Raw genomic sequence first — 26,141 nt, 5'->3', positions numbered from 1 at the left:
TGAAATTTTTAGTCATTAATAACTATTTGTAGTCAACCATCACAACAACAAACAAATAAAAGGAGTACACCTATGAAAAAAGCACTACTATTATTACTAACAATTGCATTGATGCCGATTTTGGCAAATGCACAATGGAATCCTGAGGGGAATTTTCCCGAAGGAGATACCCTTGGTGGAAACCACGGGATTGCAGTAGACGCCGAGGGTAAAATCTGGGTACACGACTTCTACGCAACCGGTTTTCTGCGAAGCGATTCCACGCAAAATGTTGTAGACGTTCGGGTCTTCAACCCCGATGGAACAGAAGTTGAGTGGTCGCCGGTACAGCAGGCAACTGTAGGGGAAACGTCACATATTTTTGTCCAGGGACGAGGAATGAGAACCGGTCCGAACGGGGATATACTTTACGCCGATGGATCTACTCTAATTCTGCTCGATCACACAAACGGCGAAGCTATTTCAATTGTACTGCCCGAAACAGGCAGTTCGCTTACAGCACCCGCCACAGATGGGGCTGGAAATGTTTACATTGCGGGAGTTGTAGGGGGTGATATTATCAAGTATGATCCCACATTGTCAACCCGTGAAGTTGTGGTTGAGGGTGTACCCGCTATTGGCAGAACAATGGAAGTATCAGAAGATGGGAACACAATTTATGTTCCGCGTTTTACTGCAAACACCATGTACGTCTACAGCCGGGCAAATGATCTTGTGCCGTATCCGACCGATCCTGATTCCGTACTGCAGAACAGCGATATAGAATCAATTGTACGCCATCCCAGCAATGGACAAATTTGGGTAAGTGCGGCGAACTATCTCCGTCCCGCCGAAGATGTACTTGCAAACTACACACCCAACGTTTGGTATGGTTACAACTCAGAAACATGGGCCCGTGAAGACAGCGTCGAGTGGGACTTTCACGGGGAGGACCCATTTGGTCCTGACCCGGAATATCTTCCTTCAGACCAGGTTCCCCGTGCAGTTGAATTCAACAACGACGGTTCTGCGATTTATATCGGTGCATTTAGAAATTCAGGTCCTGGATTTCCTGCCGTACAGTATTTCACAGGGATGGCTACGAGCGTAGATGCACCTCGCGAGCAGCCTGAAGGATATACGCTGGATCAAAACTATCCGAACCCGTTTAACCCTTCGACAACAATCGAGTTTACGCTGGGTCAGGGCGGGGCAACGACGCTGAAAGTGTATGATATTTCAGGGCGTGAAGTTGCAAGTATCCTAAGCGGACGTCAGCTTAACGCAGGGTCGCATTCTTACACATTTGATGCGAGCAGCCTGTCATCCGGAATCTATTTCTACCGGCTGAACAGCAGCGGCGTTCAGATTACTCGTAAAATGACGCTTGTTAAATAGACACAACCTTGTGTTTAACGAAAATCGGGGCTGTCCGAAAGGCAGCCCCTTTATTTAATCCTTACCTATTTATTGTTTATGAATTTGCTCAAACCACTACGATGCCTGTCGCTTCTTTTGATCATCAGTCTTTTCAGTTCAGGTATGGCAACGGCTCAAAATGCTGATGACCAGAAGGCCAAACAGGAATACAGAGGCGCCTGGATTGCCTCCGTTATAAATTTAGACTGGCCGATAAGTAAATTTGCAACAACAGAAAATCAGAAGCTTCAGATGCTTGCAATTTTCGACTCGCTGCAAAAATCAGGCTTCAATGCCGTATATCTTCAGATACGAACCGAAGGAGATGCCCTCTACGACTCGGAATACGCTCCATGGTCTTATTATCTGACCGGAGAAGAAGGTGTAGCTCCTGAACCGTATTATGATCCACTTGCTTTTGCCGTGGAAGAAGCGCACAAGCGAGGACTCGAACTTCATGCGTGGCTGAATCCATATCGTGCGGTAAGGCAGCTCACAACAGCCAAAGAAGTTGCGGGAGAATCAACTGTTGATCCTGCCATGCTATCGGTTATTGAAGGGAAATACGACAGCGATATTCAGGGTAAGAACGACCCTATATTTGACAGAGACTCAAGCCATGTTTTTTATGCTCACCGGGAATGGACAATTACGATTAATAACTATGTGTTTCTCGATCCCGGTCAGCCCGAGGTTATTCAGCATGTAAAAAATATTGCCGGTGAGATTGTGAACAATTACGACGTGGATGGTATCCATTTTGACGATTATTTTTATCCCTACCCTCCGAATCATATGACGGCGCAGTCTTCTTATAACGAGAAAGACGATAGTACCTTTGCAGCCCATCCAAGAGGGTTTACAAATAAGAGTGACTGGAGACGAAATAATATTAATCTCCTCATGCAAGAAGTTCAGGATACAGTTAAATCTGTAAAGCCGTATGTGAAATTTGGTGTGAGCCCATTTGGAATCTGGCAGAGCAGTACCCCTCCCGGTACCAGCGGGTTGAGTGCAAGAACGACTCTGTATGCGGATGCCCTCGCGTGGATTGAGGATGAATCTGTTGATTATATTGTGCCACAGCTTTATTGGGAGTTTGGCTGCTGTCAAAACTTCGATTTGCTGTCTGATTGGTGGAATGATCAAACAGGGGATAAGGTGCAATTTTATGCAGGAATCGGGTTGTATAAAAGCGATAGAAGCACGTTTAGCGGCAGTTTATACTCAGCGTCAGAAGTACCCAATCAAATCCGTTATACCCGTGATATTAATGCAGAAGGCAATGTAATGTTTCGAAGCCGAAATCTGACTGTTTATAATTCAAGGGGCATCAGGGATACATTACGAACCGATCTTTATAAAAACGGGGCATTAGTACCTGCGTTTAATAAAATTGATCTCCCCGCTCCCGAAATGCCGGTTAGTGCACAGGTTTCGCAAAATCCAATAGAAGAACAAAGTTCAGAAATAGTGCTTAGCTGGATGAAGCCTGAATACAGTGCTGAAAATGATACGCTGGTACGGTATGCAATTTATCGTACGGAAGGTGCATCTGCTCCAAGTTCAGCTGACCTGGTATCTGACCCTGATAACTTTATTGCGATCACAGGTATGGAAGAGTTTGTGGATCAGCCGGGCGATACAGAGACATCGTATCATTATGCGGTTACAGCATTTAATCGAAATAGTGATGAGAGTACACCTACAGAAGTTCTTTCGACTGGAGTTGTAACGTCTTCAGAGGGTGATTACGAACCCATTGTTCAAAATCTTCGACTTGATCAAAATTACCCTAACCCTTTTAATCCATCCACAAACATTGCGTTTCAACTCCCTGAAAGCAGTGATGTGAGTCTGAAGATTTATGACATGGTTGGACGTGAAGTAGCTGTTCTGATTAATCGTCAGATGAGTGCTGGCTCTCATACTGCCACATTTGATGCCAGCAATTTACCAAGCGGTATGTATTTTTATCGGTTGGAAACGGCTACAGGTTCGCTGTCAAGAAAAATGACGCTTATAAAATAGCCTTAAATGTTCTGATGACTGCGGGACATGACTTTGTCCTCTGTTTCGCAGTTACTATTAAGGGTTTATCAATTCCCAGAAGTTGTCTTAATGATTCCATGGAAATTTAATCCTGTAATGATTAGCCTATCCCAATTTAATTAATCTATTATCCGTAGCTATGAAAAGATTAGCACAGATTTACATCCCGTTCTTTACAGGATTATTTCTATTGGTAAGTTCTCTCGTTGCAGAAGCACAAATTCAGCCTGAGCAGGTAGATACCCTGTACGACGCCCAGGTTGCGCCCGGGATGTTTCATACCGAGTACGAAATCAGGCGAGTGCCATGGCGAATCCAGGTTCTTCGAATGGATACTGATTCCCAGCCAATGGAGTTTCGGACGGTAAAAGCTAATAACCGGATTACAGGATTGCAGGCTCCCTCCAAAATGATGGACGCACTTGCTAACGACAGTGTATTTGTTGTAGCGGGAGTTAATGGAGATTTCTATGGATCTGGCGGCGTTCCTGTCAATGCCCAGGTGATTGATGGAACACTCTTGAAGAGGCCTTATCCCCGTGAGTTAATTGCATTTGATGAGTCATTTAAACCGTTTATTCAAACTACGTCATTTAGTGGATCGGTTAGTATTGATGGAATTGAAAATAATGTGAATGGAATCAATGAATCTCGAGGCGAAAATCACCTGACCGTTTATAACTCCTATTTTGGTAGTTCAACCGGGACCAATACGTTTGGTACAGAAGTGGGGGTCAGGCTAATAGAAGATCCGCTGGTAAACCGTGCGACAAAGGCTGTCGTAGAAACAGTTGAATCTCAGCAGGGGGATATGGCGATAGGATCTCACCGCATGATTTTATCGGGCCATGGTACGGCATCAGGTTTTTTAGAAGCACTATCGGTTGATGATACATTATCCGTTCAGTTAAATTTAAATCCGCTTGATCAGCCCGTAATAGAAGCTATCGGAGGCAGTACACAGTTTATAAAAAACGGGGTTGTTGACAGTAACTGGGAAGAGAGACATCCAAGAACAGCCGTTGGTTTCTCAGCCGATTCCACAGAAATGTATTTTGTAGTTGTTGACGGGCGCCAGGATCATAGTGTTGGTATGAAGCTTAGTGAGCTTGGTGAATTTTTAGTTATGATTGGTGTGGATCATGCAATCAATCTTGATGGCGGCGGATCTTCAGCGATGGTTATTCAGGATGAAGTTGTGAACATTCCCTCAGACGGCGGCAGACAACGTGCTGTGGCAAATGCATTGTTTGTAACGATACCTGATCCCGGAGTAGGCAGCATACAGGGAATTCAGACCAGACCGGGAACAAAGAGTATATTTTTGGGAGAGGATATAGATATAAGTGTTTATCAATACGACGAGTTCTACAGAAGAGAATTAGTTGATACGTCCGATGTTCGGTTTACGGTAGATGAATCGATCGGTACTATCTCTAATATGGGGAAATTTTCTGCAGTGTTTGAACCTGCTGAAGGATATGTTTATGCGGAGTATAATGAATTTATTGATTCTACAAGAATTGAAGTATTGGGTGTTGGTGAGCTGGATCTGAGCCCTGAACGCTCTACCATCGATACAACCATGAGTTTTAGCGCATCTTTTTCAGTAAAAGATGTGGATGGCCTTTCACAGGATGTGGACCGGAAACGAATTAGCTGGTCACTCACTGATGAAAATGTTGGAAGCATAAATGATGAAGGCATGTTTATTCCATCTTCCCCGGGCTCTGTAGGGGTGATTGGGGCTATTGGCGGCACGGCCGATACTGTTTGGGTAGACGTTAAGCAATTGGAGGGGTACAATAATCTCACTAATTTTTCCGATTCAGATTTTTGGCAATTATCTACAGAAAATCTTCCATTAGAAAACGTTTCTGTTATACAAATGGACAATGGCGGATTGGAAGTACAGTATTCGCTTCCTTCACAAGATGACCGTGCTGAAATTCATTTAAGTGGATCATTATCAACTGAAGGGGTGCCAGAGTCTTTGAATATTGAAAACTCCGGTGACGGAAAAGATTACATTTTATTTGTTGATATAGAAAATCCCGAGGGCGGGCGTTATAGAATGGGACCTCAGCGGCTGGCAAATCATACAGAACCGGAGGTAATGGAGTTTATTTTTGATGATTTCTGGGCGAACAGGATAACACCCGGTGCATCATACTATTTTCCGTTTTCCATTGAGGCTTTTGTTTTGCAGCTACCGTTAAATAGCAGCGGTGAAGCCATGGATGGTTACTTTCGTTTTCATGAGGCAGGTGTTGTCTATTCAGAAACTGGTGTTTCTACAGAAGATCCGGTGAATAGAGAATTGCCTGAATCTGTAACACTGAAACAAAACTATCCCAATCCGTTTAATCCCACTACGGATATCCAGTTTTCGATACCGGAGAGAATGAACGTGAAGCTTGAAGTTTTTGATTTGATCGGACGGCGTGTAGCTTTGCTGGTTGATGAGACTCGTTCTTCCGGCAATCATCAGGTGACCTTCAATGCATCTCATCTTGCAAGCGGTGCGTATCTCTATCGGCTTCAAACCGAAACAGCAACAATCACAAAGAGTTTAATGCTCATCAAGTAGATTTCTTTTGTTATTGACTTCGTCAGTTTAACTTATTTGCATTAGTTTCACTGAAGGAATATTCAAATATCTTATATTGAATTCTCAATACCATTGAATTCAACTATTCATATATGAGCAAGCCTATCCGTCTCTCCTTAATACAGCATTCATACAAATCCAGTCCCGAAAAAACTGTTCAGGAAGTAACGACACACATCCGAACGGCTGCATCTGATGGAGCACAGATCATTTGCCTGCAAGAACTTTTTAATACCAAATACTTTTGCAGTTCGGTAGACCAGCAAAACTTCTCTCTTGCTGAATCGATACCCGGCCCTACAACTAATAAACTAAGCAAACTGGCCGCAGAGCTCTCCGTTGTGCTGTTAGTCCCAATCTTTGAGAAGGCCGCTCCCGGACTTTATTTCAATTCATTGGCGGTAATTGATGCAGATGGCAGTCTGCTCGGCAAATACAGGAAGATGCATATTCCGGAAGATCCCGGCTTTCATGAGAAATACTATTTTACGCCCGGAGACCTGGGATATCGTGTTTTTGAAACGGCATATTGTAAAATCGGAACGCTGATCTGCTGGGATCAATGGTTTCCTGAAGCGGCCCGGCTTACCGCGCTAAAAGGTGCCGACCTTATTGTTTATCCTACGGCCATTGGTACACTTCATGAGGAGAGAGATGCGGAAAAAGAGCAGTTTACCGATGCCTGGAAAACAATTCAGCGGAGCCATGCCATTGCCAATGGATGTTATGTTGCCAGTGTAAACAGAGTAGGGAGTGAAGAAGCAGCTCGGTTCTGGGGCGGATCTTTTGTAGCCGGCCCATTTGGAGAGATTATAACTGAAGCGGGAGAAGAGGAGGGAATTGTTTCAGCAGAGATTGATCTGTCAGTTCTTGAGCCACAACGTCAGACCTGGCCGTTTTTTCGGGACAGGCGGGTCGATAGCTATGATGGTATTACAAAGAGGATGGGGTAGGTCGAACCCCTCGACTGTCGATTGCACCGCAGGGATCACTTTGTGGCTTCTTTCGACTGTCGAGTTGATGGGGTCGGAACCTGGAACTCGTCAGACGACTGAGAGTTGTGGGGCCTTGGTTTTATCTTTCCTAAAGTCGTCAGACGAGCGGGATCCCTCGACTGTCGATTGTTTCTTTCGACTGTCGAGTTGATGGGCGGAACCTGGAACTCGTCAGACGACTGAACACTTAAAATCCTTAGGTTGGTGGGGGCTGTTGCAGGGAACTCGTCAGACGACTGAACACTTAAAATCCTTAGGTTGATCTTTCCTAAAGTCGTCAGGCGAGGGGGATGCCTCGACTGCCGATTGTAGTTTTCGGCTGTCGGGTTGATGGGGGCGGAACCAGGGAACTCGTCAGACGACTGAACACCTAAAATCTTTGGGTTTATCTTTCCCAAAGTCGTCAGACGAGGGTGACCTTCAATCAACCTTTCTCGTGCTGATATTTTCCTTATCTTTACCATCTGAAATTTTAATAGCACATTTTTAATTATCTGAAATACGCATGAGTTCATACGATCCATCTGCAATTGAACCAAAGTGGCAATCTTACTGGCTAAAGAATAAAACGTTTAAAACCCGTAAAGACGAGGGCAAGCCAAAGTATTATGTGCTTGATATGTTTCCCTATCCAAGCGGGTCTGGACTGCATGTAGGTCACCCGGAGGGATATACGGCCACCGATATACTTGCACGTTACAAGCGTATGAACGGATTCAATGTGCTTCATCCGATCGGATGGGATGCATTTGGATTGCCGGCTGAGCAATATGCTGTAAAAACAGGGACACACCCGCGAACAACCACTGAAAAAAATATCAATCGATTCAGAGAACAGCTTCAAATGCTGGGATTCTCATACGACTGGGATCGTGAAGTGAACACCACCGATCCTGACTACTATAAGTGGACGCAATGGATTTTCCTTAAGCTGTACGATAAAGGGCTGGCTTATGAAGAAGAAGCCCCGGTGAACTGGTGTCCTGAACTCGGTACTGTATTGGCCAACGAAGAGGTGATTGACGGAAAAAGTGAAGTTGGCGGTTTTCCCGTGATCCGAAAACCGATGCGACAGTGGGTGCTTAAAATCACCGAATATGCGGAAAAACTACTCGAGGGATTGGATGATCTTGAATGGCCGGAATCAACCAAAGAGATGCAGCGGAACTGGATCGGGCGGTCAATCGGGGCTGAAATTGAGTTTCCGGTAGCTGACCACGATGAAACAATCAAGGCGTTTACGACTCGTCCCGATACGCTTTTTGGTGCCACCTACATGGTGCTTGCCCCGGAACATCACCTGGTCCGGGACATAACGGTGAGCGACCAGCGAAAAGATGTTGAGGAGTATGTACAAAAAGCCGGCCTGAAGTCCGATCTCGAGCGGCAGGAAGAGTCAAAAAAGAAAACAGGAGTGTTTACAGGCGCTTATGCCATCAACCCGGTCAATGGTAAGGAGATCCCGATTTGGGTGGCTGATTACGTGCTGGCTCATTATGGGACAGGTGCAATCATGGCGGTGCCGGGACAGGATCAGCGGGACTGGGAATTTGCCAAAACGTTTGATCTGCCGATCATACGTACCGTGCAGCCGCCGGAGGATTTCGATGGCGAAGCGTATGTGGGAGAAGGCAAAGCGATTAACAGTGATTTCCTGAATGGCCTCGACATCACAGAGGCTAAAGAAAAAATGATCAAATGGCTTGAGGCAAATGGAGCCGGAACAAAAAGTGTGAACTATAAACTGCGTGACTGGCTTTTTTCACGACAGCGCTACTGGGGTGAGCCATTCCCGGTGATTCATGTTGATGGCGAGCCTAAACCGCTTCCTGAAAGCGAACTGCCGGTTGTGCTTCCTGAGATCGACGATTATCAGCCCACAAAGACAGGGGAACCGCCGCTTGCCAAGGCCGAAAGCTGGGTAAAAACGACTGACCCCGAAACAGGTAAAGACGCGCTCCGCGAAACAAACACCATGCCTCAGTGGGCGGGATCTTGCTGGTATTATCTGCGCTATATCAGCCCTGAATTTAATGGCGGGCCGGTTGAAAAAGGTGAGGAAAAATACTGGATGCCGGTCGATTTGTACGTCGGCGGATCAGAGCACTCAGTGCTTCACCTGCTTTATGCGCGGTTCTGGCATAAGGTTCTGTATGATTGCGGTCTTGTGTCGACCAAGGAGCCGTTCCAAAAACTTGTGCACCAGGGGATGATTCTGGGCGAAATGGAATACGTAGCTTTTAAGCACAATGGAGCACACGTGTCAGCCGAAAAAGCTGAAGAACTCGATGATGTGGAGCGGGTAAAGGTATCTCAAAGTGATGTCGAAAAAAGAGGCGAGAACTTTTACCTGAAAGGAACAGAATTCCAGGTAGAATCACGCGCGCATAAAATGTCTAAATCGCGTGGAAATGTCATTAACCCCGATGATGTCGTGGAACAGTACGGCGCGGACTCACTTCGTCTATACGAAATGTTTATGGGACCTCTTGAGCAGGTGAAACCCTGGAGCACAAAAGGGGTTGAAGGGGTGAATCGATTCCTTAGCCGTGCCTGGCGAATGATTGTGGGTGATCAGGATGAGGCGGCTCTGTTAGATAAAGATGCCAAGGTGGCGCCTGAGCAACTGAAAGTACTGCATGAAGCGATCAAAAAAGTAACGGATGATATTGAGAATATGCGGTTCAATACCGCTATCTCAGCTTTGATGATCTTCGTAAATGAAGCGCGTCAGTGGGATGCGTTGCCTTTATCGATTGCGAAACCGTTTGTAAAACTACTGTCACCGTTTGCTCCCCATGTAGCGGAAGAGCTATGGTCGTATCTGGGAAGCGATCAAACGATTGCATACGAAGCTTGGCCGGAGCTCAATGAAGAGTATCTGATTGAAGATTCCATTTCGTATCCGGTACAGGTGAATGGAAAGGTTCGGGCCAATATTGAAGTTTCGGCTGATAAGGCAAAAGACAAGGAATTTGTTATAGCTGAGGCAAAAAAGCAGGAGAATATCCAAAAATACCTGGATGGATCTACGATCATCAAAGAGATATTTGTACCGGAACGGATTATTAATTTTGTTATTAAGCCCGGCTAATTTATGAAAAGACGGAAAGGATAAGCCTGATGGGTGAAAAACCAGATCCTGATCAGATCGACGATATCATCTTTAAAGCAAAGGATATCCGACCGGAAGAACCGGATACGCCATTGCTGAAAGACTATCGCTTTCATGCTGTTATTGTCATTCTTCTGACTGCAGCACTTGTTATCTCCTCCTGGTTGCGGTAGTCGCGTATGGAATAATTCTCAAATGATCAGCTACATTGTATTGCTAATTTATCAAACTTTCTTCTCCTTTATGTTGTGAATCAGAGAATATTCTGTTTTATTGGTGAAGCGCTCTTTCATCCTGCTTTTTTGCATGCTCGGCGCAATAAACGTGTATTTTGATGCACGAAATAATATGTTATGGAAGGGCTTACAGTAATATACCAAATCTAAATTTTCGTAAAATGGGTACTAACCGGAAGAATGATTTAAACAGGTGCTCATTTCTTAAAAAAAAGGGAGTTGCGTCTGCAGCTATGACCGGCGTACTTTTTCTTGAAAAATCCAATCCCCGACATGTTAAGCGGCTTGCCCAAAAAGAATTTCCTGCGGCGTCTAAAAGTGCCAATGATAACATCAATATTGCTCTTATCGGTGCCGGCTTGATGGGGCAGGGAGATCTCAATACCGCTCTTCAGCATGATGGTGTTGAAATGGTGGCCGCCTTTGACCTGTACGACCATTTTGGTTTCTTCTTTGATGCAATTCGCAATGGCACACCTCTTACACAAAATGGTACATTTGGCCTGCGTGGATGCGGTTCTGCGCTTCTCACCAATATTAGTTACCGAGAAAACAAAATAGTAAACCGGAATCCTCAAACGATGGAGATTGCATGATAACAGTGGTAGATTTTGAAATGCAGGCAGGCATAAACGATTGTAGATTTTTAAACGATTAACGTACATTACTTTTATTATGAAACATACATTCTACTACTCATTCACAATAATTGCTGCAATGGCTACCCTTTTCTGGAGCTGTTCCGGCGACGTTTCTGCAACCAATGAATCTGATACCATGAATTCTCTTTCGCAACAAGAAATAAACGATGGCTGGCAACTTCTGTTTGATGGAGAATCAACAGAACACTGGCGCGGATACGGGATGGATGACTTTCCTGAAGAAGGGTGGATAATTGAAGATTATGCTCTTGTTTTTCGTGCACCTGAAAGCGGATTATCCGGCTTGGATATCATCACAAAAGAAACGTACTCAGACTTTGAACTGACCCTCGACTGGATGATATCTGAAGGCGGAAACAGCGGTATTTTTTACCATGTTTTGGAACAGGATCGTGCCATTTACTGGTCGGGCCCTGAATTCCAGATTCTCGACAATGTAAATCACCCCGATGCATCGCAGGGTGTAAACGGCAACAGAAAATCGGCATCACTGTATGATTTGATTCCCGCCCAGCCCCAAAACACAAATCCATTCGGTGAGTGGAATAGTGTACGGATCGTTTCCAACGGCCCGGTTATTGAACACTGGCAGAACGGTGAAAAAGTTGTTGAGTTTGAGCGATGGAATCAGGAATGGTTCGATATGCTTCACAACAGTAAATTCAATTGCTACCCCGAATTCGGAGCCATTCGAAACGGACATATCGGCTTGCAGGACCATGGCGATGAAGTGAAATTCAGAAATATTAAAATTCGAGAACTCTAAAAGTATACTAGTGTTATGTCGAATTTGAAATGTCGTAAACAACCTGTCAGCACCCACTGCCCCAAGGGATCCCTCTGGGGGATCTGACAGCGTTGGTTTTGACGCTGACATCCCGGGGGTTCGGGACGGAAAAGCCCCGAGGGATCGGGACCAGAAAAACACCCGGCACCGGGAATGCTGTCAGGTCTTTATCCGGCAAATGAGAATTAACATGACACTATACGATTTTGAGCATGATTAAGTCATGCCATTGTAAATCCCATAATTAAAGATACACTACTTATGAATTTGAATATCAAAGCCCAAGAAGCAAATACCTACGACGCGATTGTTGTAGGGACTGGAATTAGTGGCGGCTGGTCAGCCAAGGAACTCACTGAAAATGGCCTGAAGACCCTTGTTTTAGAGCGCGGGCGCGATGTAAAGCATGTTGAGGATTATCCCACGGCAACTCTCGATCCATGGGAACTGCCACGGGCAAATCAAATTCCTGCGGAAGAAAGAAAGCACTACCAAAAGCAGATGCGCACCGGCTATACAATTCGCGAGTCAACGAAGCACTGGTGGATTAAAGATACTGATCAGCCATACGAAGAACGGAAGCGCTTTGACTGGATACGTGGGTATCACGTAGGCGGGCGATCGATCATGTGGGGCAGACAAAGCTACAGGCTGTCCCAAATGGATTTTGAAGCGAATGCAAAAGAAGGAATTGCCATTGATTGGCCCATCAGATATGAAGATATCGCTCCGTGGTATTCGCATGTCGAGAAATTTGCCGGAATCAGTGGCGAAGCGCTCGGACTTCCGCAGCTGCCTGACAGCGAATTTTTGCCGCCCATGAAATTGAACTGTGTCGAGGAAGAACTCAAAAAGACGATGGCTGATGATTTTGGCCGTGTATTGACGATAGGCCGGAATGCGAATCTTACGCAACCTCATAACGGACGTGGAAAATGCATGTATCGAAACCTTTGCAGCCGAGGATGTCCATACGGTGGATATTTTAGCAGTAATGCGGCAACGCTCCCTGCAGCCGCTGCAACCGGAAATATGACGCTAAGGCCGCATTCAATCGTAAATGAAGTTATTTATGATGAGGAAACGGGCAGAGCATCCGGGGTTCAGGTAGTTGATACGCAAACCGGTGAGATGTACGAGTATTACGCAAAAGTAATTTTTCTGAATGCATCTACCGTGGGATCAACTGCTATCATGCTAAATTCAAAATCTGATCGGTTCCCGAACGGGCTGGGTAACGATTCCGGCGAGCTGGGGCACAACATGATGGATCACCATTTTCGTGTAGGTGCCAATGGGGTTTACGAGGGAAAGGAAGATCAGTATTATTGGGGGCGTCGTCCATCAGGCTTTTACATTCCGCGTTATAGAAATCTCAATGGCAATGATCGTAATTACATTCGAGGGTTTGGATACCAGGGCGGAGCAAGCCGGGAAGGCTGGGAACGAGGCGTACGTGAACTGGCCATCGGGTCTGAACTGAAAAATCTCGTATCGGCTCCGGGTAAATGGACCATGGGTATGACTGCTTTTGGCGAAATGCTCCCTGACCACAGCAACAGAATGTGGCTGAATTACGACGAAACTGACAAATGGGGACAACCGGTTGTTGTCTTCGACGTGGAGTTTAAAGAGAATGAGTTCAAAATGCGTGAGGACATGAAGAATGACGCAGCCGAAATGTTCGAGGCCGTTGGATTAAAGAATGTAACAACATTCGATGATCCCGGTGCCCCGGGATTAGGTATCCATGAGATGGGAACGGCAAGAATGGGTCGCGATCCAAATACATCTCTTCTCAATGGATGGAACCAGATTCATTCTGTGCCAAATGTTTTTGTCACTGACGGTTCTTGTATGACCTCAGCGGCCTGCCAGAACCCGTCATTGACCTACATGGCATTGTCAGCAAGGGCAGCCAATTACGCAGCAGAACAACTTAAAAAAGGTGAATTGTAATGAGTACAGATAACAAAATTGACAGAAAAGAAGCGATAAAACGTGCAGGCCTTCTGCTTGGAGGAGTTGTGTTTGCTCCCAATATTCTGGGTGTACTGAACGGTTGCACAGCAACACCGGGTGACTGGACCCCAACACTATTCTCAAATGACCAGGCACGTCTCGTAACGGCTCTGGCAGATGTTATTCTGCCGGCCGATGACTCACCTGCCGCCAGTGAGGTGGGTGTCCCGCAATTTATAGAAACAATGGTTGATGAGGTGTACTCTGAGGTTCAACAGCGAGAATTTCTCGAGGGTCTGGATAAATTTGCCGACGACTACAGGGCTGACATTCAGGCTGAATTTTTCGACGGCGATGACACTGAAAAATATGACTTTACATATCATCAAAATCTTTTGGCGGTTGAAGAAGATCCCGCCAGAAATCCTTTTATTCTTACGTTCAAGGAACTCACGCTTCTTGGTTATTTCACATCTGAAGCGGGAGCAACTGAAGTACTTAGATACGAAAAGGTTCCAGGTGCTTACGAAGGATGTATTCCCTACGAGGACGTGGGGAAAACATGGGCAACAAGCTGATAGGTAATATTTTAAGGCAGTCGCATTTTACTTTGCATCAGTTTCATATTGTTGGAAGGGGTGATCATCGATAGTGGTTAGTTTTATCTCCCACTGTTATCGGAATCCTAAAGCAGGCGGTCTTCAATGGCAAACCCATGAGTTTGCAGTTCCGCTGGCAACGGTTTATCTGAATGTGGTGACCTTCCCGCCGCTTGATAAATCCAGCTACATCAGCAATTGCAGGTGGCACCAATAATTTTATAGTTAACAGTAGCGTGGGGCTAAATCTAAATAGTACCGCGTTGGAAAGAAACATTAATTCCTGGAATCTGCTCAGCACGTATAGTGTACATTAGCAAATTCAGAGCACTTTTTTCCGGCATGATTGAGACAGCATCTGCAAATAATATGTGCTTAATTGCGACAATTAAGTACGTCCCATGAATTTAGAATGTACTTTTCAAAAAGACTCTCTTATTGATCAGAAAAACGCAGTTTTTGGTGTCTGTTCACAAGATTTGTTGGTACATTCACAATAGCTGGTTATACCTGTGGATGACCACAAAACGGAATGTATATTTATATAATAATTATATAAGATTTTAAAGATTTATCCTGTTGATGAAGATGTTTGCCATGAGAATACCAAGCCTGTTGATTGCCACCGTAAGTGGTTTACTTTTTCTGATTAGCTGCGGGGGAGATGATACTGTAAGTACAGATGATGAAGCCTATCGGACAGCGGTATCGGACTTTTACGTCAGCCTTGCCGCCAGCCAGACCGAAGAAGCCCGGTTCGCATTTAACAAAATGAATGATGTAGCAACGGCTTTTCCACAGGAGCCGGCCGCCTGGGCTAATCTTGGCGTAATGGCAATGCGGCAGGGAAACTACGAACTTGCCGACGAGCGGTTTGAACAGGCGAGAAACCGGGCTCCGCAAAACAGTAGCATTCTCTTTTTGTCAGGTATTTTTGAAAGCAGGCAGGGTAATATTGATGCTGCAATAGATTATATGAGATCTGCTTTAGAGGCTGATCCCGATAACAACCGGATTCGGTTTGCACTGATTAATGAACTTGAGCGCCAGGATGATGTGTCGAATGCGGAAGAGATCCTCACCCGGATTGAAGATCTGTTCAATGAAGTTCCGCTAAATCAGGCGGTTCAGTTTGAAACAGCCCGTATCGCCGCAAAAGAACGCAACACAAGGCTGTTGCGAGAAGCTGTTCAGGCGATGGCCGGTAACAGCGACCGATGGCCTGAAGAGGCAAGAGAACTGTTTGAGGTTATAGAGTCGGCGGCTGAAGAGGAGGAGTTTTCCGATCTCAATTTTGAGCTTACATTTCTTAGAAACGCCGTAGAGCCTACGCCGGCATTTCAGGCAGACCTCCGGAATATTCAGCTTGAACCGAACCAGGTCGGCTTTCTGATAGACCGGTTTATTGTTCTGCCACAACCCCGGTTCAGAGCCGCCGAACCCGATCCCGGGATTACATATTCTGACTTTCAAGAAAACAATCTTCCGGAGCGGTCCCGCTTCATGAAGTCTGCCACGCTTCTTGAAGATCGGCCGCCATTCCCTCTCTATATGGAAAATAACAACCTTGTACTCGATGAAGAGGTTCGGCTACCAATGCCTGTTTCAGCTGATTCGGATAGGATTTCCCCTAATGTTATGGCTGAAATTGATTTTAACTACAACTTCAGAAACGACATCGCTTTTGCAGGTAGTGAAGGGTTTATGTTTTATCGCCAGGAAGAAGATCAATCCTTTACAGACATTACGTCAACGCTTGGGCTGTCAGCCAACATCATAAACGGGAGTTACCACGGAGTCTGGCCTGCAGATGTAGATCTCGACGGGGATCTTGACCTTGTTTTAGCAGCCCGAAACGACATGCCATTTGCACTTCGTAATAATTCGGACGGCACTTTTACCCGGATTAATCTTTTTGATGACATGACTGAAGCCGTTGATTTCCTATGGGCAGATCTGGACGATGACGGAGACTCAGACGCGCTGTTTCTTACAGGTGAAGGAGATACTGAACTTTACCGTAATCAGAGATCGAGCATGTTTACATCTTTTGCAGATTTACCGGGGACCGGAAATGTAAACTCATTTACGGTATCTGATATTGATGCAAACGGAACGTTCGATATCCTTCTGCTAAACAAGGATGGGTCTGTAAGCCGGCTTGAGTACGACCAGGACAAAGATAACTGGGATTTGATGCCGCTCATCAACGTGGAGCAGGCGGGTACACCGGCAGAGCCGGCATCTATATATTCCGCGGATATTGATAACAACGGGAGTTTGGATATTGTCATCTCGTCACTTGCCGGAACCGACATTTGGCTGAGCAATAGCGATATTGAATTTAGCCGTATTAACGGCCTCGATTTACCGGGTGGAGTTACATCTGTGTTCGACCTCAGCGGTAACGAAAGGCTTGATTTTATTGGAATTGATGCCGATGGACAGATCTTTCAGAAAGTGAATTCCGGTACCATGAACTACAATGCCCGATTTATTCGTGCACGTGCATCGGGGCCGGAAGGCGATCAGCGCATCAACTCGTTCGGTATTGGCGGGGAGATGGAGATACGAACAGGACTTCTTTATCAAAAGCAGCTCATTAGTTCGCCAATTGTCCATTTTGGACTTGGCGGATTTGAAGAGGCCGATATGCTAAGAATCATCTGGCCGAACGGATCGGTGCAGGCTGAATTTGCAGAGCTGGGGATGGGGTCCACTATTTTCAATGAGCAAATTCTGAAAGGATCCTGCCCATGGCTCTTCACCGATAGCGGTGAGGGCATGGAGTTCATCACCGATATTCTCTGGCGGTCACCGCTTGGCCTGCGAATTAACGCTCAGGAGACGGCCGGCGTCATTCAAACGCTGGATCGCGTAAGGATTCCTGGCGATTTGCTTCAGCCGAAAGACGGCCTCTATGATGTTAGAATTACCGCGGAACTTTGGGAGACACACTTTTTTGATCATGTAAGCCTGGTGGCCGTTGATCATCCCACAGATAGTGATATTTTTGTTGATGAGCGGTTTGTCTTTCCCGCCCCGGACCTGTCAACCAAAGCTATGACAAAGCCTGAGCCTGTCACCAAAGTTACAGATCAAAACGGTTTTGACTGGACAGAAACGGTCTCGGCTACCGATGGATCCTACATGATGCCGTTTGAAAAAACCAGCTACCAGGGAATTGTGAAGGATCATTTCATTGAGATCGAGTTGGGTGATGACATACCGGCAAACGAATCGCTGTATCTGGTTGCATCAGGATGGCTGCGGCCTACAGATAGCTCGATTAACCTTGCCATCAGCCAGGGTGACCGACAAGGTCCTTCAGGACTCCGGGTTGAAGTATCCGACGGAAGTGGCGGATGGGATATGCTTCACGAAAATTATGGCGTACCTGCAGGTAAAACGAAATCAATATTGCTTGATCTGGATGGGGCATTTACCAATGCAGATGACCGAAAAGTCCGGCTTCACACCACCTCAGAAATATATTGGGACTCCATACGGTGGGCCATAGCAATTTCCTCAGATCAGATCACGGAGACAGAACTCGTCTCCAAAAAAATGGATTTGAGATACAGGGGATATTCGGAATGGGTGAGAGAAGATTCAGTGTCTCCCATGCTTCCTGTCTACGATGAAATTTCATCATCACACCAGCGATGGCGTGACCTGATGGGATATCACACACGGTTTGGTGATGTGAGTGAACTTCTTGGTGAAATAGATGACCGGTATGTGATTATGAATGCGGGCGACGAAATGCAGCTTGAATTTGAGTACCCCGGAGAGCCGGCTCCCGGCTACACGAGAAGCTTCGTGTTTGTGTCGGACGGATGGGTAAAAGACGGGGATTACAACACAGAGGCATCTAAAACCGTTACACCATTGCCGTTTCACGGCCAGACAGATTATGAATATGGAACCAACCGTAATTTAACCGAAGACCCCGTTTATAAACGCCATAAAGGCGACTGGGTTAATTTCCATACGCGGTTTGTAACTCCGGACCCCTTTAGAACTGCGTTACTATTTGATCGTGAATAAATGGAAGCTAATTTCAATTAGTATTTTTCAGGGTTAGGAAAAGAAGTTTTCCCTAATGAGGTGTGACTTTATTTATTATTTATTTATCGTACTCAGTTACAAGAAAATGCAAGTATGAATAAACAACGAATCATTCAGATTTTTGTCATTCTGTTTTTTGTGAGCCTTTTGCTGGCCCCCGCAGCGATGAAACAGTTTGAAAACTGGCGAGCTGAAGAAGCTCCGGCCGATGCAGATGCTATTGTCGACCGGTACGGGTTTTATCTCAGCGAAGTCTCAGAAGAAATTGGCGTAGACTTTACCCACGTTCGTCCTGAGCTGGATTCAAAAATTGAACATATCAATCCTCAAATTGCCTCGGTAGGCGCTTCTGTTTCGGTATCCGATGTCAATAACGACGGCTATCCGGATTTTTACCTTACCAATAGTGAATACGGAACTGCAAACGCGCTATACATCAACCAGGGTGACGGCACGTTCTCTGACAGAGCGCAAGAGATGGGTGTGGCTGATCTGAATATTGAAGGAACTGGCGTTTCGATGGGCTCGGTTTGGGGCGACATCAACAACGATGGTTTTGAAGATCTCGTGGTGTACAAGTGGGGGCGGCCTGAACTATTTTTGAATGAATCGGGTACCCGGTTTTCCCGCATTACCGAGACAGCAGGCCTGCCGGGTTGGATGAACGCAAACACAGCGGTGTGGCTAGACTACAACAGCGACGGGAATCTTGATCTTTTCATCGGTGGCTACTACCACGAGGATATCGATTTCTGGAATCTGACCACGACTCGCATCATGCCGGACAGCTACGAATATGCGACGAATGGCGGACGTAATTATCTGATGAAAAATAATGGTGATGGCACATTCAGCGACGTGACCGAAGAGACCGGTCTGCTTGATACCCGGCGCTGGACACTTGCAGCATCTGCTGCGGATTTGAATGGATCGGGTTACAGCGATCTTGTGCTCGCCAATGATTACGGCGTAGATGAGTTGTACATCAACCAAAAGGGCGAACGGTTTGTAAATGCAAGCGAGAGTGCCGGTATCGGATTTATTCCAAAAAGCGGAATGAGTGTCTCTTTCGGCGATGTGATGAACCGTGGTGAATTGAGCATCTACATCACAAATATATCTGAAGCGGGAGTTTTAATGCAGGGCAACAATCTCTGGGTTCCGTCTCGGAGATCTGGCGGAGATGATCTTGAGTTTCAAAATCTGGCGGGAAATTTGGGTATAGAGATAGGCCAGTGGGGCTACAGCGGCAAGCTGCTTGATCTGAATAACGACGGAAACCTTGATCTTTACGTGGCAAATGGATTTGTGTCTGATGAGCCGAATACCGATTACTGGTACGACTACACAAAAGTTGTGGGCGGGAACAGGAATGTGATTATCGATGCGACAAACTGGCCTGCGATGAACGGGCGAACGTTCAGCGGATACCAGACCAATAAAATTTGGATGAATGACGGGGCGGGTCGCTTTCGCGAGGTATCATCAGCCGTGGGCGGCGCGCTCGATCTTGATAGCAGGGCGATTGCCGCGGCCGATCTGGATTTAAATGGCACGCTTGATCTTATTGTAGCCAATCAAAACGGTCCGGTAAAAGTGTACAGAAACAGGGTGAACCAAGAACATAACTGGATCTCTTTTAATCTTGAGGGAACCGCCAGTAATAAAAGTGCCATCGGGGCGACTGTTCGCCTGGTGTGGGATGACAGTCAGAAAATTAAGGAGGTTAGCGGTGGTGATGCATTCAGCAGCCAAAGTCAGCGAGCCGTTCATTTTGGCCTGAAGGAACTGCAAAGTGTTGACCAGGTGGAAATCCGATGGCCGTCCGGAACAATTCAAACTTTGGAAAACCCCGACATCAACATGATCCATACCATAACTGAACCCCGGGATGCATGAGTAAAGCAGTGACGACAGGATTTTTTAACACCGGTATAACCATTCCAAAGCAATATTTCGCACCGCTTCTTATCACAGGAATTCTGCTTGCAGCTCACATCTCGTTCGGGATTCTTGATAGCTATCAAAAACTGCTGACCGCCATCCTGTTTGCGGTTATTACCGAACTTGTTTTGCACCGGGTGGTCACCGGGAAATACAGAAATTTAAGCAGCGCATATGTGTCGGGTATCAGCGCGGGAATTCTTGTGCGATCTCCGCTTTTCTGGCCTTTTGCACTATGCGCGGCAATTTCCATTGCATCAAAATACGTGCTTCGCTACAAAGGCAGGCACCTGTTTAACCCGACAAATTTTGGTGTTGTGGCCATTATATTTATAGCATCAGACAGCGCTGCGGTTTTGAGCATCCAGTGGGGAAACAATATGTGGGCGATGCTTGTCATCTGGGTCGTTGGATTGATCTCGCTCTGGAAGATCAACCGCCTCAATATTACACTTACGTATATCAGTTCATTTGTTGTTTTTGCGTGGGTTCGCAGTTTCATAACCGGAGACCCGTTCCTGGCTGAAGTTGCTCCGCTCACCGGCCCGATGTACCAGCTATTCGCACTGTTTATGATGACCGATCCGAAAACGACGGTCAAAAGCAGGATGGGGCAGAATATTGTGGCTTTTTCAATTGCCCTGCTTGAAATGTTCCTGAGATTAAATGAGGCGGTGTACGCTCCATTTTACGCTTTGTTTATCATAGGGCCAATTGCGCTGATCATTGAAGATCAATTTTATCAGCGTAAACTAAAGAGCCAGCCATCCGATGAGATTTCTGAAAAGGATACGGTGATGAGCAAACAATCGGTTGCATGACTTTTACGTTATTTTTGGTTACCAAATGATGGGAAGTAAATTTTTTTATTGGTTTATTGGGAAAAAGTCCCCTCTTTTTTAAGGAGGGGATTTCCCCGTAAGGGATCCGGCGGAAGGGGTGGTTTAAGTATTTACTATTCTAAGCCAATGGTCACATGTAGAAAAAGAAATCACAATACAACCACCCCCGGCCCATCCTTGTAAGGAGGGGAAAATATTTTAGCCTGATTCATGGTTAAACTCAGGTTCTAACTTTTATAACTTTTATCTGTTTTAATGAAGTCTATCAAACAAGAGTTTACAGTACCGTTTTCGTACAACGTGGAATTCACGGAAAATCTGTTTGACCCGGCCAACACCCTGTTTGCTGATACGGTTGATTCCAAAGGTTCAGACCCGAAACCGACCATTTTGTTTGTGTTTGACAGCGGCATGTATGATTGTCAACCGAATTTGATGCGTGACATTTCTAACTACACACAGAAGCATTCGGGTAGATTTAGTGTCGTTTCCGAGCCGGTCATTATTCCGGGCGGGGAGCGGTCAAAAAATGATCCCAAACACGTTCAAATGATTCTGGACGCGATTGAAAGCGCGGATTTGGATCGCCACTCGTACGTTGCAGTGATTGGCGGCGGGGCGGTGACTGATACAGCCGGTTACGCGGCTGCAATAGCTCATCGCGGCATTCGCCTCATCAGAATTCCAACCACTGTTCTGGCTCAGAACGATGCGGCCGTTGGTGTGAAAAACGGTGTAAACGCATACGGGAAAAAGAATTTTCTCGGCACCTTTGTGCCGCCGGTTTCGGTTCTTAACGATTTTTCATTCCTGAATACACTCGACGATCGTCAATGGCGGGCAGGTATATCTGAAGCCGTGAAAGTAGCACTTATTAAAGATGCCGATTTTTTTGAGGAGCTGGAGGCGAATGCAAAAGCGCTGAATATGCGCGATAAAGACGCAATGTCCTCACTCATTTACCGCTGTGCCGAACTTCACCTGGAGCATATATCAACGTCAGGAGATCCTTTTGAACGGGGATCCTCACGGCCGCTTGATTTCGGCCACTGGGTGGCGCATAAACTGGAACAACTTACAGATTACCGGCTGCTACACGGAGAAGCCGTTGCCATTGGCATTGCCCTGGATACCATTTATTCACAGCTTTTGGGATATATTTCTGAAGAGGAGTGCACCCGCATTCTTGATCTTTTCAGGGCATGCGGATTTACCTTGTACATTCAGGAACTCGAACAACATCTCGATCATCCTGAGAAAAAAGAGTCGGTCTTGCACGGCTTGCAGGAATTCCGGGAACATCTTGGGGGTGAACTTACCATCATGCTGCTTGATGAAATTGGCAGGGGAGTGGAGGTTCACGAAGTGGATCTGCCTCTTTACAGAAAAGCTATTGATACTCTCCGAACCAACGAAAAAGAACTGGTTTGAACCATCTCATTTAATGAAGTTACCTAAATATCCGTACGCTCATTTTTCCTACTGCTCGAATATCCACCCGGGAGAAGAGTGGGCCGACCATTTTGATCAGATAAAACAACATCTTCCCGAACTAAAATCACGGCTTTCACCCGATTCATCCTTTGGAGTTGGGTTGCGGCTGTCGGCAAAGGCGGCATCACAGCTCAAACGAAAATCTGAACTCGACCGGTTTCGGACCTGGCTAACCACCGAGGATCTATATCTGTTCACTATGAACGGTTTTCCTTATGGCAGCTTCCATGGCGAGCGGGTCAAAGACAATGTATACGCCCCTGACTGGACGGCTCCCGACCGGCTGTTGTATACAACAGATTTGATTGAGATCCTCACAGAGCTTCTGCCCGGCGGGATTGATGGCGGAATATCAACATCACCGGTGTCATATAAATATTGGGAAAAGGCTGCATCGGGCACAGACGATATTTTTGCTATCGCCACCATCAACCTGGCCCGCGCTGCCCGCCGCATGCACAAAGTATATGAACAAACCGGTAAGCAAATTCATCTCGACATCGAACCTGAACCAGATTGTTTGCTTGAAAATGGGACTGAAACTCTGCAGTTTTTCAAAGAATGGTTGTTTCCGAAAGGTTCTGATTTTCTGCAAAGTGAGTTTAGTTATTCAAAATCTAAAGCGGAAGAGATTCTAAAAAAGCATATCACTGTCTGCTACGATACGTGTCACTTTGCCCTGGAATATGAGCATGCGAAAGACGCGATTGATGCATTCAGGAAAGAAGGAATCAGAATTGGAAAAACGCAGGTAAGCTCTGCACTAAAAGTCGACTGGACACGACCCGGCCTCTCAGTCCAAAATGTGCTGTCCCGTTTAAAAACATTTGATGAGCCGGTCTATCTTCACCAGGTAATTGAACTAAGAAAAGACGGATCATTTCAGCAGTATCGAGATTTGCCACAGGCACTGGGAGCGTTTGATGAATCCGCTGCAAAAGAGTGGCGAATTCATTTTCACGTTCCGCTCTTCCTGGATGAGTTTGAAGAGCTTCATTCAACCCGTGATCATATTGAGCAAGCACTTCCTTATCTGCTTCAAAGCAGTAGGTGCACACATTTTGAAATCGAAACCTATACCTGGGAAGTTCTGCCGGAACGCTTCAAGACGAACCTGACAGACTCCATCGAACGGGAGTACAGGTGGATGCTTGGACTTGTGGCGGGTTAGATAAAAAGTTTGAAAATTGGTTCCTGCAGGAAAGATTATGGGCAAACATAAAAAATTCTTTATATGTTTTTTACACAGTCTCACGAAGCCGTTTGGATTATTAAGCAGTTAAAAGCAGTCAGTTATGTTGTTTGATAAAACAAAATATGTTGGTTTTACAGATTCTTCACAAAACGGAAAAACACCGTTTTATTCAGAATGACAACGATTCGGCTTAGGTGCATGGGCGGCGTGATGACAATGTGATATTTAAATAAAGACTTATGCGCCCACGCCGCCAGTGCACTAATTAATGAGTATGTCATCCTGATCAAGCCATTGTAGTTTATGGCGCAGAGAAGGATCTGCAAAAACGATGGATACAGGTGTTACCATGAGTACATTAAGCGTTCGATTACCTGAATCACTGCATAAAAAATTGAAAGAGCTCGCTGAACAAGAAGGCGTTTCCATGAATCAGTTTATCACATTGGCGGTTACCGAGAAAATGTCGGCTTTGTTAACAGTAGATTATCTTAAAGAGCGTGCAGAAAGAGCCGACGAACAGACGTTTAAAAATATTATGGAGCAGGTTCCTGATGTAGAGCCGGAAGAGTATGATAAATTATAAACGGAATCTTAACGACTAATTTAAATAGAACCGGAAAAAGTCATCGGATGAGTTTTTTGAAAAATCTAGTCCGGCGGGATTTATATACTATCTAAAAATGACTCATTCGATGACTATCTCGATTTCGGCATCAAACCTTTGACATCAAATTACTATGTAGAAGATCAACCAAATGTTTGATAGTTTATAAGTTTTAATTTGAAGCCACCCATGAACAGAACTGCAGTACTCAACGTCGTTGGATTAACGCCCGAATTGATTGGTGATCACACTCCCAATCTCAAAAAATGGTTTGATAGTGGAACAATGACGCCGGTGGAGTCGATGCTGCCGGCTGTCACCTGTTCGGTCCAGGCCACGTATTTGACCGGCGTGATGCCAAATGAACATGGTATTGTGGGCAACGGATGGTATTTCCGGGAAATGGATGAAATTAAGTTCTGGCGGCAATCAAACAAGTTAGTTCAGTCTCAGAAAATATGGGAGCGTCTCAAGGTGGAGAATTCTGATTTTACCTGTGCCAACCTGTTTTGGTGGTACAACATGAATTCCACGGTTGATTATCTCATCACACCGCGGCCAATTTACCGGTCAGACGGAGTAAAGATTCCGGATGTGTACACTAAGCCCGACACTCTTCGGGATGAACTTCAGGCAAAACTGGGTCAGTTTCCACTGTTTAATTTCTGGGGGCCAAACACAAAAATTGAATCCAGCGAATGGATTGCCGATTCTGCTATTTACACCGAAAATGAATATTCACCGACGCTCTCACTGGTTTATTTGCCTCATCTCGATTATAACCTTCAGCGGGTAGGGCCGGGTCATCCTGATGTAGCAAAAGACCTGGAAGAGATCGACCGGGTGTGCGGGAAACTTCTCGATTTTTACGAAGAGAAGGGCATCCGTGTAATTGTTTTGTCTGAATACGGAATTGACGCGGCCGACCGGCCTGTTCACCTAAATCGTGTGCTGCGCAAAGAGGGCTACATCACCGTGCGGGAAGAGATGGGCGGCGAAATTTTGATTCCCGGTACCAGCCGTGCGTTTGCCGTGGCCGATCATCAAATCGCACATATTTATATTGAAAACACAGATGACATCCCCCACATAAAGAAACTAATTGAACAGGTTCCGGGTGTTGACCGAGTGCTGGGCGAAGAAGGCAAAAAAGAGTATAAGCTCGATCACCGGCGATCCGGCGAACTCGTAGCCATCGCGGAACCTGATGCCTGGTTTACCTACTATTACTGGCTCGATGATACCAAAGCCCCGGATTTTGCGCCCACGGTAGACATTCACACAAAGCCGGGTTACGATCCTGCTGAACTGCTTATTGATCCGGCTATCCGGCTGCCGATGGTGAAAGCCGGTTTGCGGCTTCTGCAAAAGAAACTTGGCTTTCGTTACAAGATGGACTTAATTCCCATTGACGGTTCGGGCGTGAAGGGATCTCACGGCAGAATTCCTGATTCACTTGAAAAAGGCCCGCTTGTGGCTACTCATCAAACCAACCTGCTGGACGGAGAATCCATCAAGCCAATTGATATTTATGATCTTATATATCGGCATGTAACACAGTAGCCTGTCTC

At 45.8% G+C, this 26,141-nt stretch carries 18 protein-coding genes; 17 read left to right on the top strand and 1 reads right to left on the bottom strand.

Going from position 1 to position 26,141, the window contains the following annotated elements; all coding sequences use genetic code 11:
• The first annotated feature begins 72 nt into the window (after positions 1-72).
• From AABW11_RS13680 to AABW11_RS13665, 4 genes are all read left to right on the top strand, one after another.
• The gene (locus tag AABW11_RS13680) at positions 73-1,377 is read left to right on the top strand and encodes a T9SS type A sorting domain-containing protein (RefSeq protein ID WP_340105680.1); all 1,305 of its coding nucleotides are present in this window, start codon (positions 73-75) and stop codon (positions 1,375-1,377) included.
• Positions 1,378-1,455: 78 nt separating this feature from the next.
• Entirely contained in the window at positions 1,456-3,429 is a 1,974-nt protein-coding gene (locus AABW11_RS13675) for a family 10 glycosylhydrolase (RefSeq protein WP_340105679.1), read from the top strand.
• A 160-nt stretch (positions 3,430-3,589) separates the two neighbouring features.
• Positions 3,590-6,040 (top strand): phosphodiester glycosidase family protein, encoded by a 2,451-nt coding sequence (locus AABW11_RS13670; RefSeq protein ID WP_340105678.1) that lies wholly within the window; start codon positions 3,590-3,592, stop codon positions 6,038-6,040.
• Positions 6,041-6,153: 113 nt separating this feature from the next.
• Positions 6,154-7,014, top strand: coding sequence for a carbon-nitrogen hydrolase (locus tag AABW11_RS13665; protein WP_340105677.1), 861 nt, complete (start codon positions 6,154-6,156; stop codon positions 7,012-7,014).
• 35 nt (positions 7,015-7,049) lie between these two features.
• Here AABW11_RS13665 and AABW11_RS13660 read toward each other — a convergent pair whose 3' ends face one another.
• Positions 7,050-7,454: a hypothetical protein gene (locus AABW11_RS13660; RefSeq protein ID WP_340105676.1), complete on the bottom strand. Its 405-nt coding sequence runs from the start codon at positions 7,452-7,454 to the stop codon at positions 7,050-7,052.
• Positions 7,455-7,561: 107 nt separating this feature from the next.
• Here AABW11_RS13660 and leuS point away from each other — a divergent pair, with 107 nt between their 5' ends.
• The 13 genes from leuS to AABW11_RS13595 all read left to right on the top strand — a co-directional run bounded on the left by leuS (position 7,562) and on the right by AABW11_RS13595 (position 26,133).
• Positions 7,562-10,150: a leucine--tRNA ligase gene (gene leuS, locus AABW11_RS13655; RefSeq protein WP_340105675.1), complete on the top strand. Its 2,589-nt coding sequence runs from the start codon at positions 7,562-7,564 to the stop codon at positions 10,148-10,150.
• Positions 10,151-10,179: 29 nt separating this feature from the next.
• Positions 10,180-10,344 carry a hypothetical protein gene (locus AABW11_RS13650; RefSeq protein WP_340105674.1) on the top strand — a complete coding sequence of 55 codons (165 nt, stop codon included), beginning with the start codon at positions 10,180-10,182 and terminating at the stop codon, positions 10,342-10,344.
• 224 nt (positions 10,345-10,568) lie between these two features.
• Positions 10,569-11,003, top strand: coding sequence for a hypothetical protein (locus AABW11_RS13645; protein WP_340105673.1), 435 nt, complete (start codon positions 10,569-10,571; stop codon positions 11,001-11,003).
• Between the two features lie 79 nt (positions 11,004-11,082).
• A complete protein-coding gene (locus tag AABW11_RS13640) occupies positions 11,083-11,835 on the top strand; it encodes a 3-keto-disaccharide hydrolase (protein ID WP_340105672.1) in 753 nt (250 codons plus the stop codon).
• Between the two features lie 282 nt (positions 11,836-12,117).
• A complete protein-coding gene (locus AABW11_RS13635) occupies positions 12,118-13,815 on the top strand; it encodes a GMC family oxidoreductase (RefSeq protein ID WP_340105671.1) in 1,698 nt (565 codons plus the stop codon).
• A complete protein-coding gene (locus tag AABW11_RS13630) occupies positions 13,815-14,396 on the top strand; it encodes a gluconate 2-dehydrogenase subunit 3 family protein (protein WP_340105670.1) in 582 nt (193 codons plus the stop codon). The genes AABW11_RS13635 and AABW11_RS13630 overlap by 1 nt, the downstream gene beginning before the upstream one ends.
• 603 nt (positions 14,397-14,999) lie before the next feature.
• Positions 15,000-18,467, top strand: a complete 3,468-nt coding sequence (locus tag AABW11_RS13625) for an FG-GAP-like repeat-containing protein (protein ID WP_340105669.1) — start codon at positions 15,000-15,002, stop codon at positions 18,465-18,467.
• A gap of 114 nt (positions 18,468-18,581) precedes the next feature.
• Positions 18,582-20,387: a CRTAC1 family protein gene (locus AABW11_RS13620; protein ID WP_340105668.1), complete on the top strand. Its 1,806-nt coding sequence runs from the start codon at positions 18,582-18,584 to the stop codon at positions 20,385-20,387.
• Entirely contained in the window at positions 20,384-21,253 is an 870-nt protein-coding gene (locus tag AABW11_RS13615) for a hypothetical protein (protein ID WP_340105667.1), read from the top strand. The genes AABW11_RS13620 and AABW11_RS13615 overlap by 4 nt, the downstream gene beginning before the upstream one ends.
• Before the next feature lie 276 nt (positions 21,254-21,529).
• A complete protein-coding gene (locus AABW11_RS13610) occupies positions 21,530-22,705 on the top strand; it encodes a 3-dehydroquinate synthase (protein ID WP_340105666.1) in 1,176 nt (391 codons plus the stop codon).
• A gap of 13 nt (positions 22,706-22,718) precedes the next feature.
• Entirely contained in the window at positions 22,719-23,939 is a 1,221-nt protein-coding gene (eboE, locus tag AABW11_RS13605) for a metabolite traffic protein EboE (RefSeq protein ID WP_340105665.1), read from the top strand.
• Between the two features lie 373 nt (positions 23,940-24,312).
• Positions 24,313-24,549 carry a YlcI/YnfO family protein gene (locus AABW11_RS13600; protein ID WP_340105664.1) on the top strand — a complete coding sequence of 79 codons (237 nt, stop codon included), beginning with the start codon at positions 24,313-24,315 and terminating at the stop codon, positions 24,547-24,549.
• A gap of 210 nt (positions 24,550-24,759) precedes the next feature.
• The gene (locus tag AABW11_RS13595; protein WP_340105663.1) at positions 24,760-26,133 is read left to right on the top strand and encodes an alkaline phosphatase family protein; all 1,374 of its coding nucleotides are present in this window, start codon (positions 24,760-24,762) and stop codon (positions 26,131-26,133) included.
• Positions 26,134-26,141: the final 8 nt, after the last annotated feature.

Origin of the sequence: Rhodohalobacter sp. 8-1, from assembly GCF_038150125.1 — a bacterium.
Taxonomy (GTDB): Bacteria; Bacteroidota; Rhodothermia; order Balneolales; family Balneolaceae; genus SW132.
This window is presented reverse-complemented; position numbering and strand designations above follow the sequence as displayed.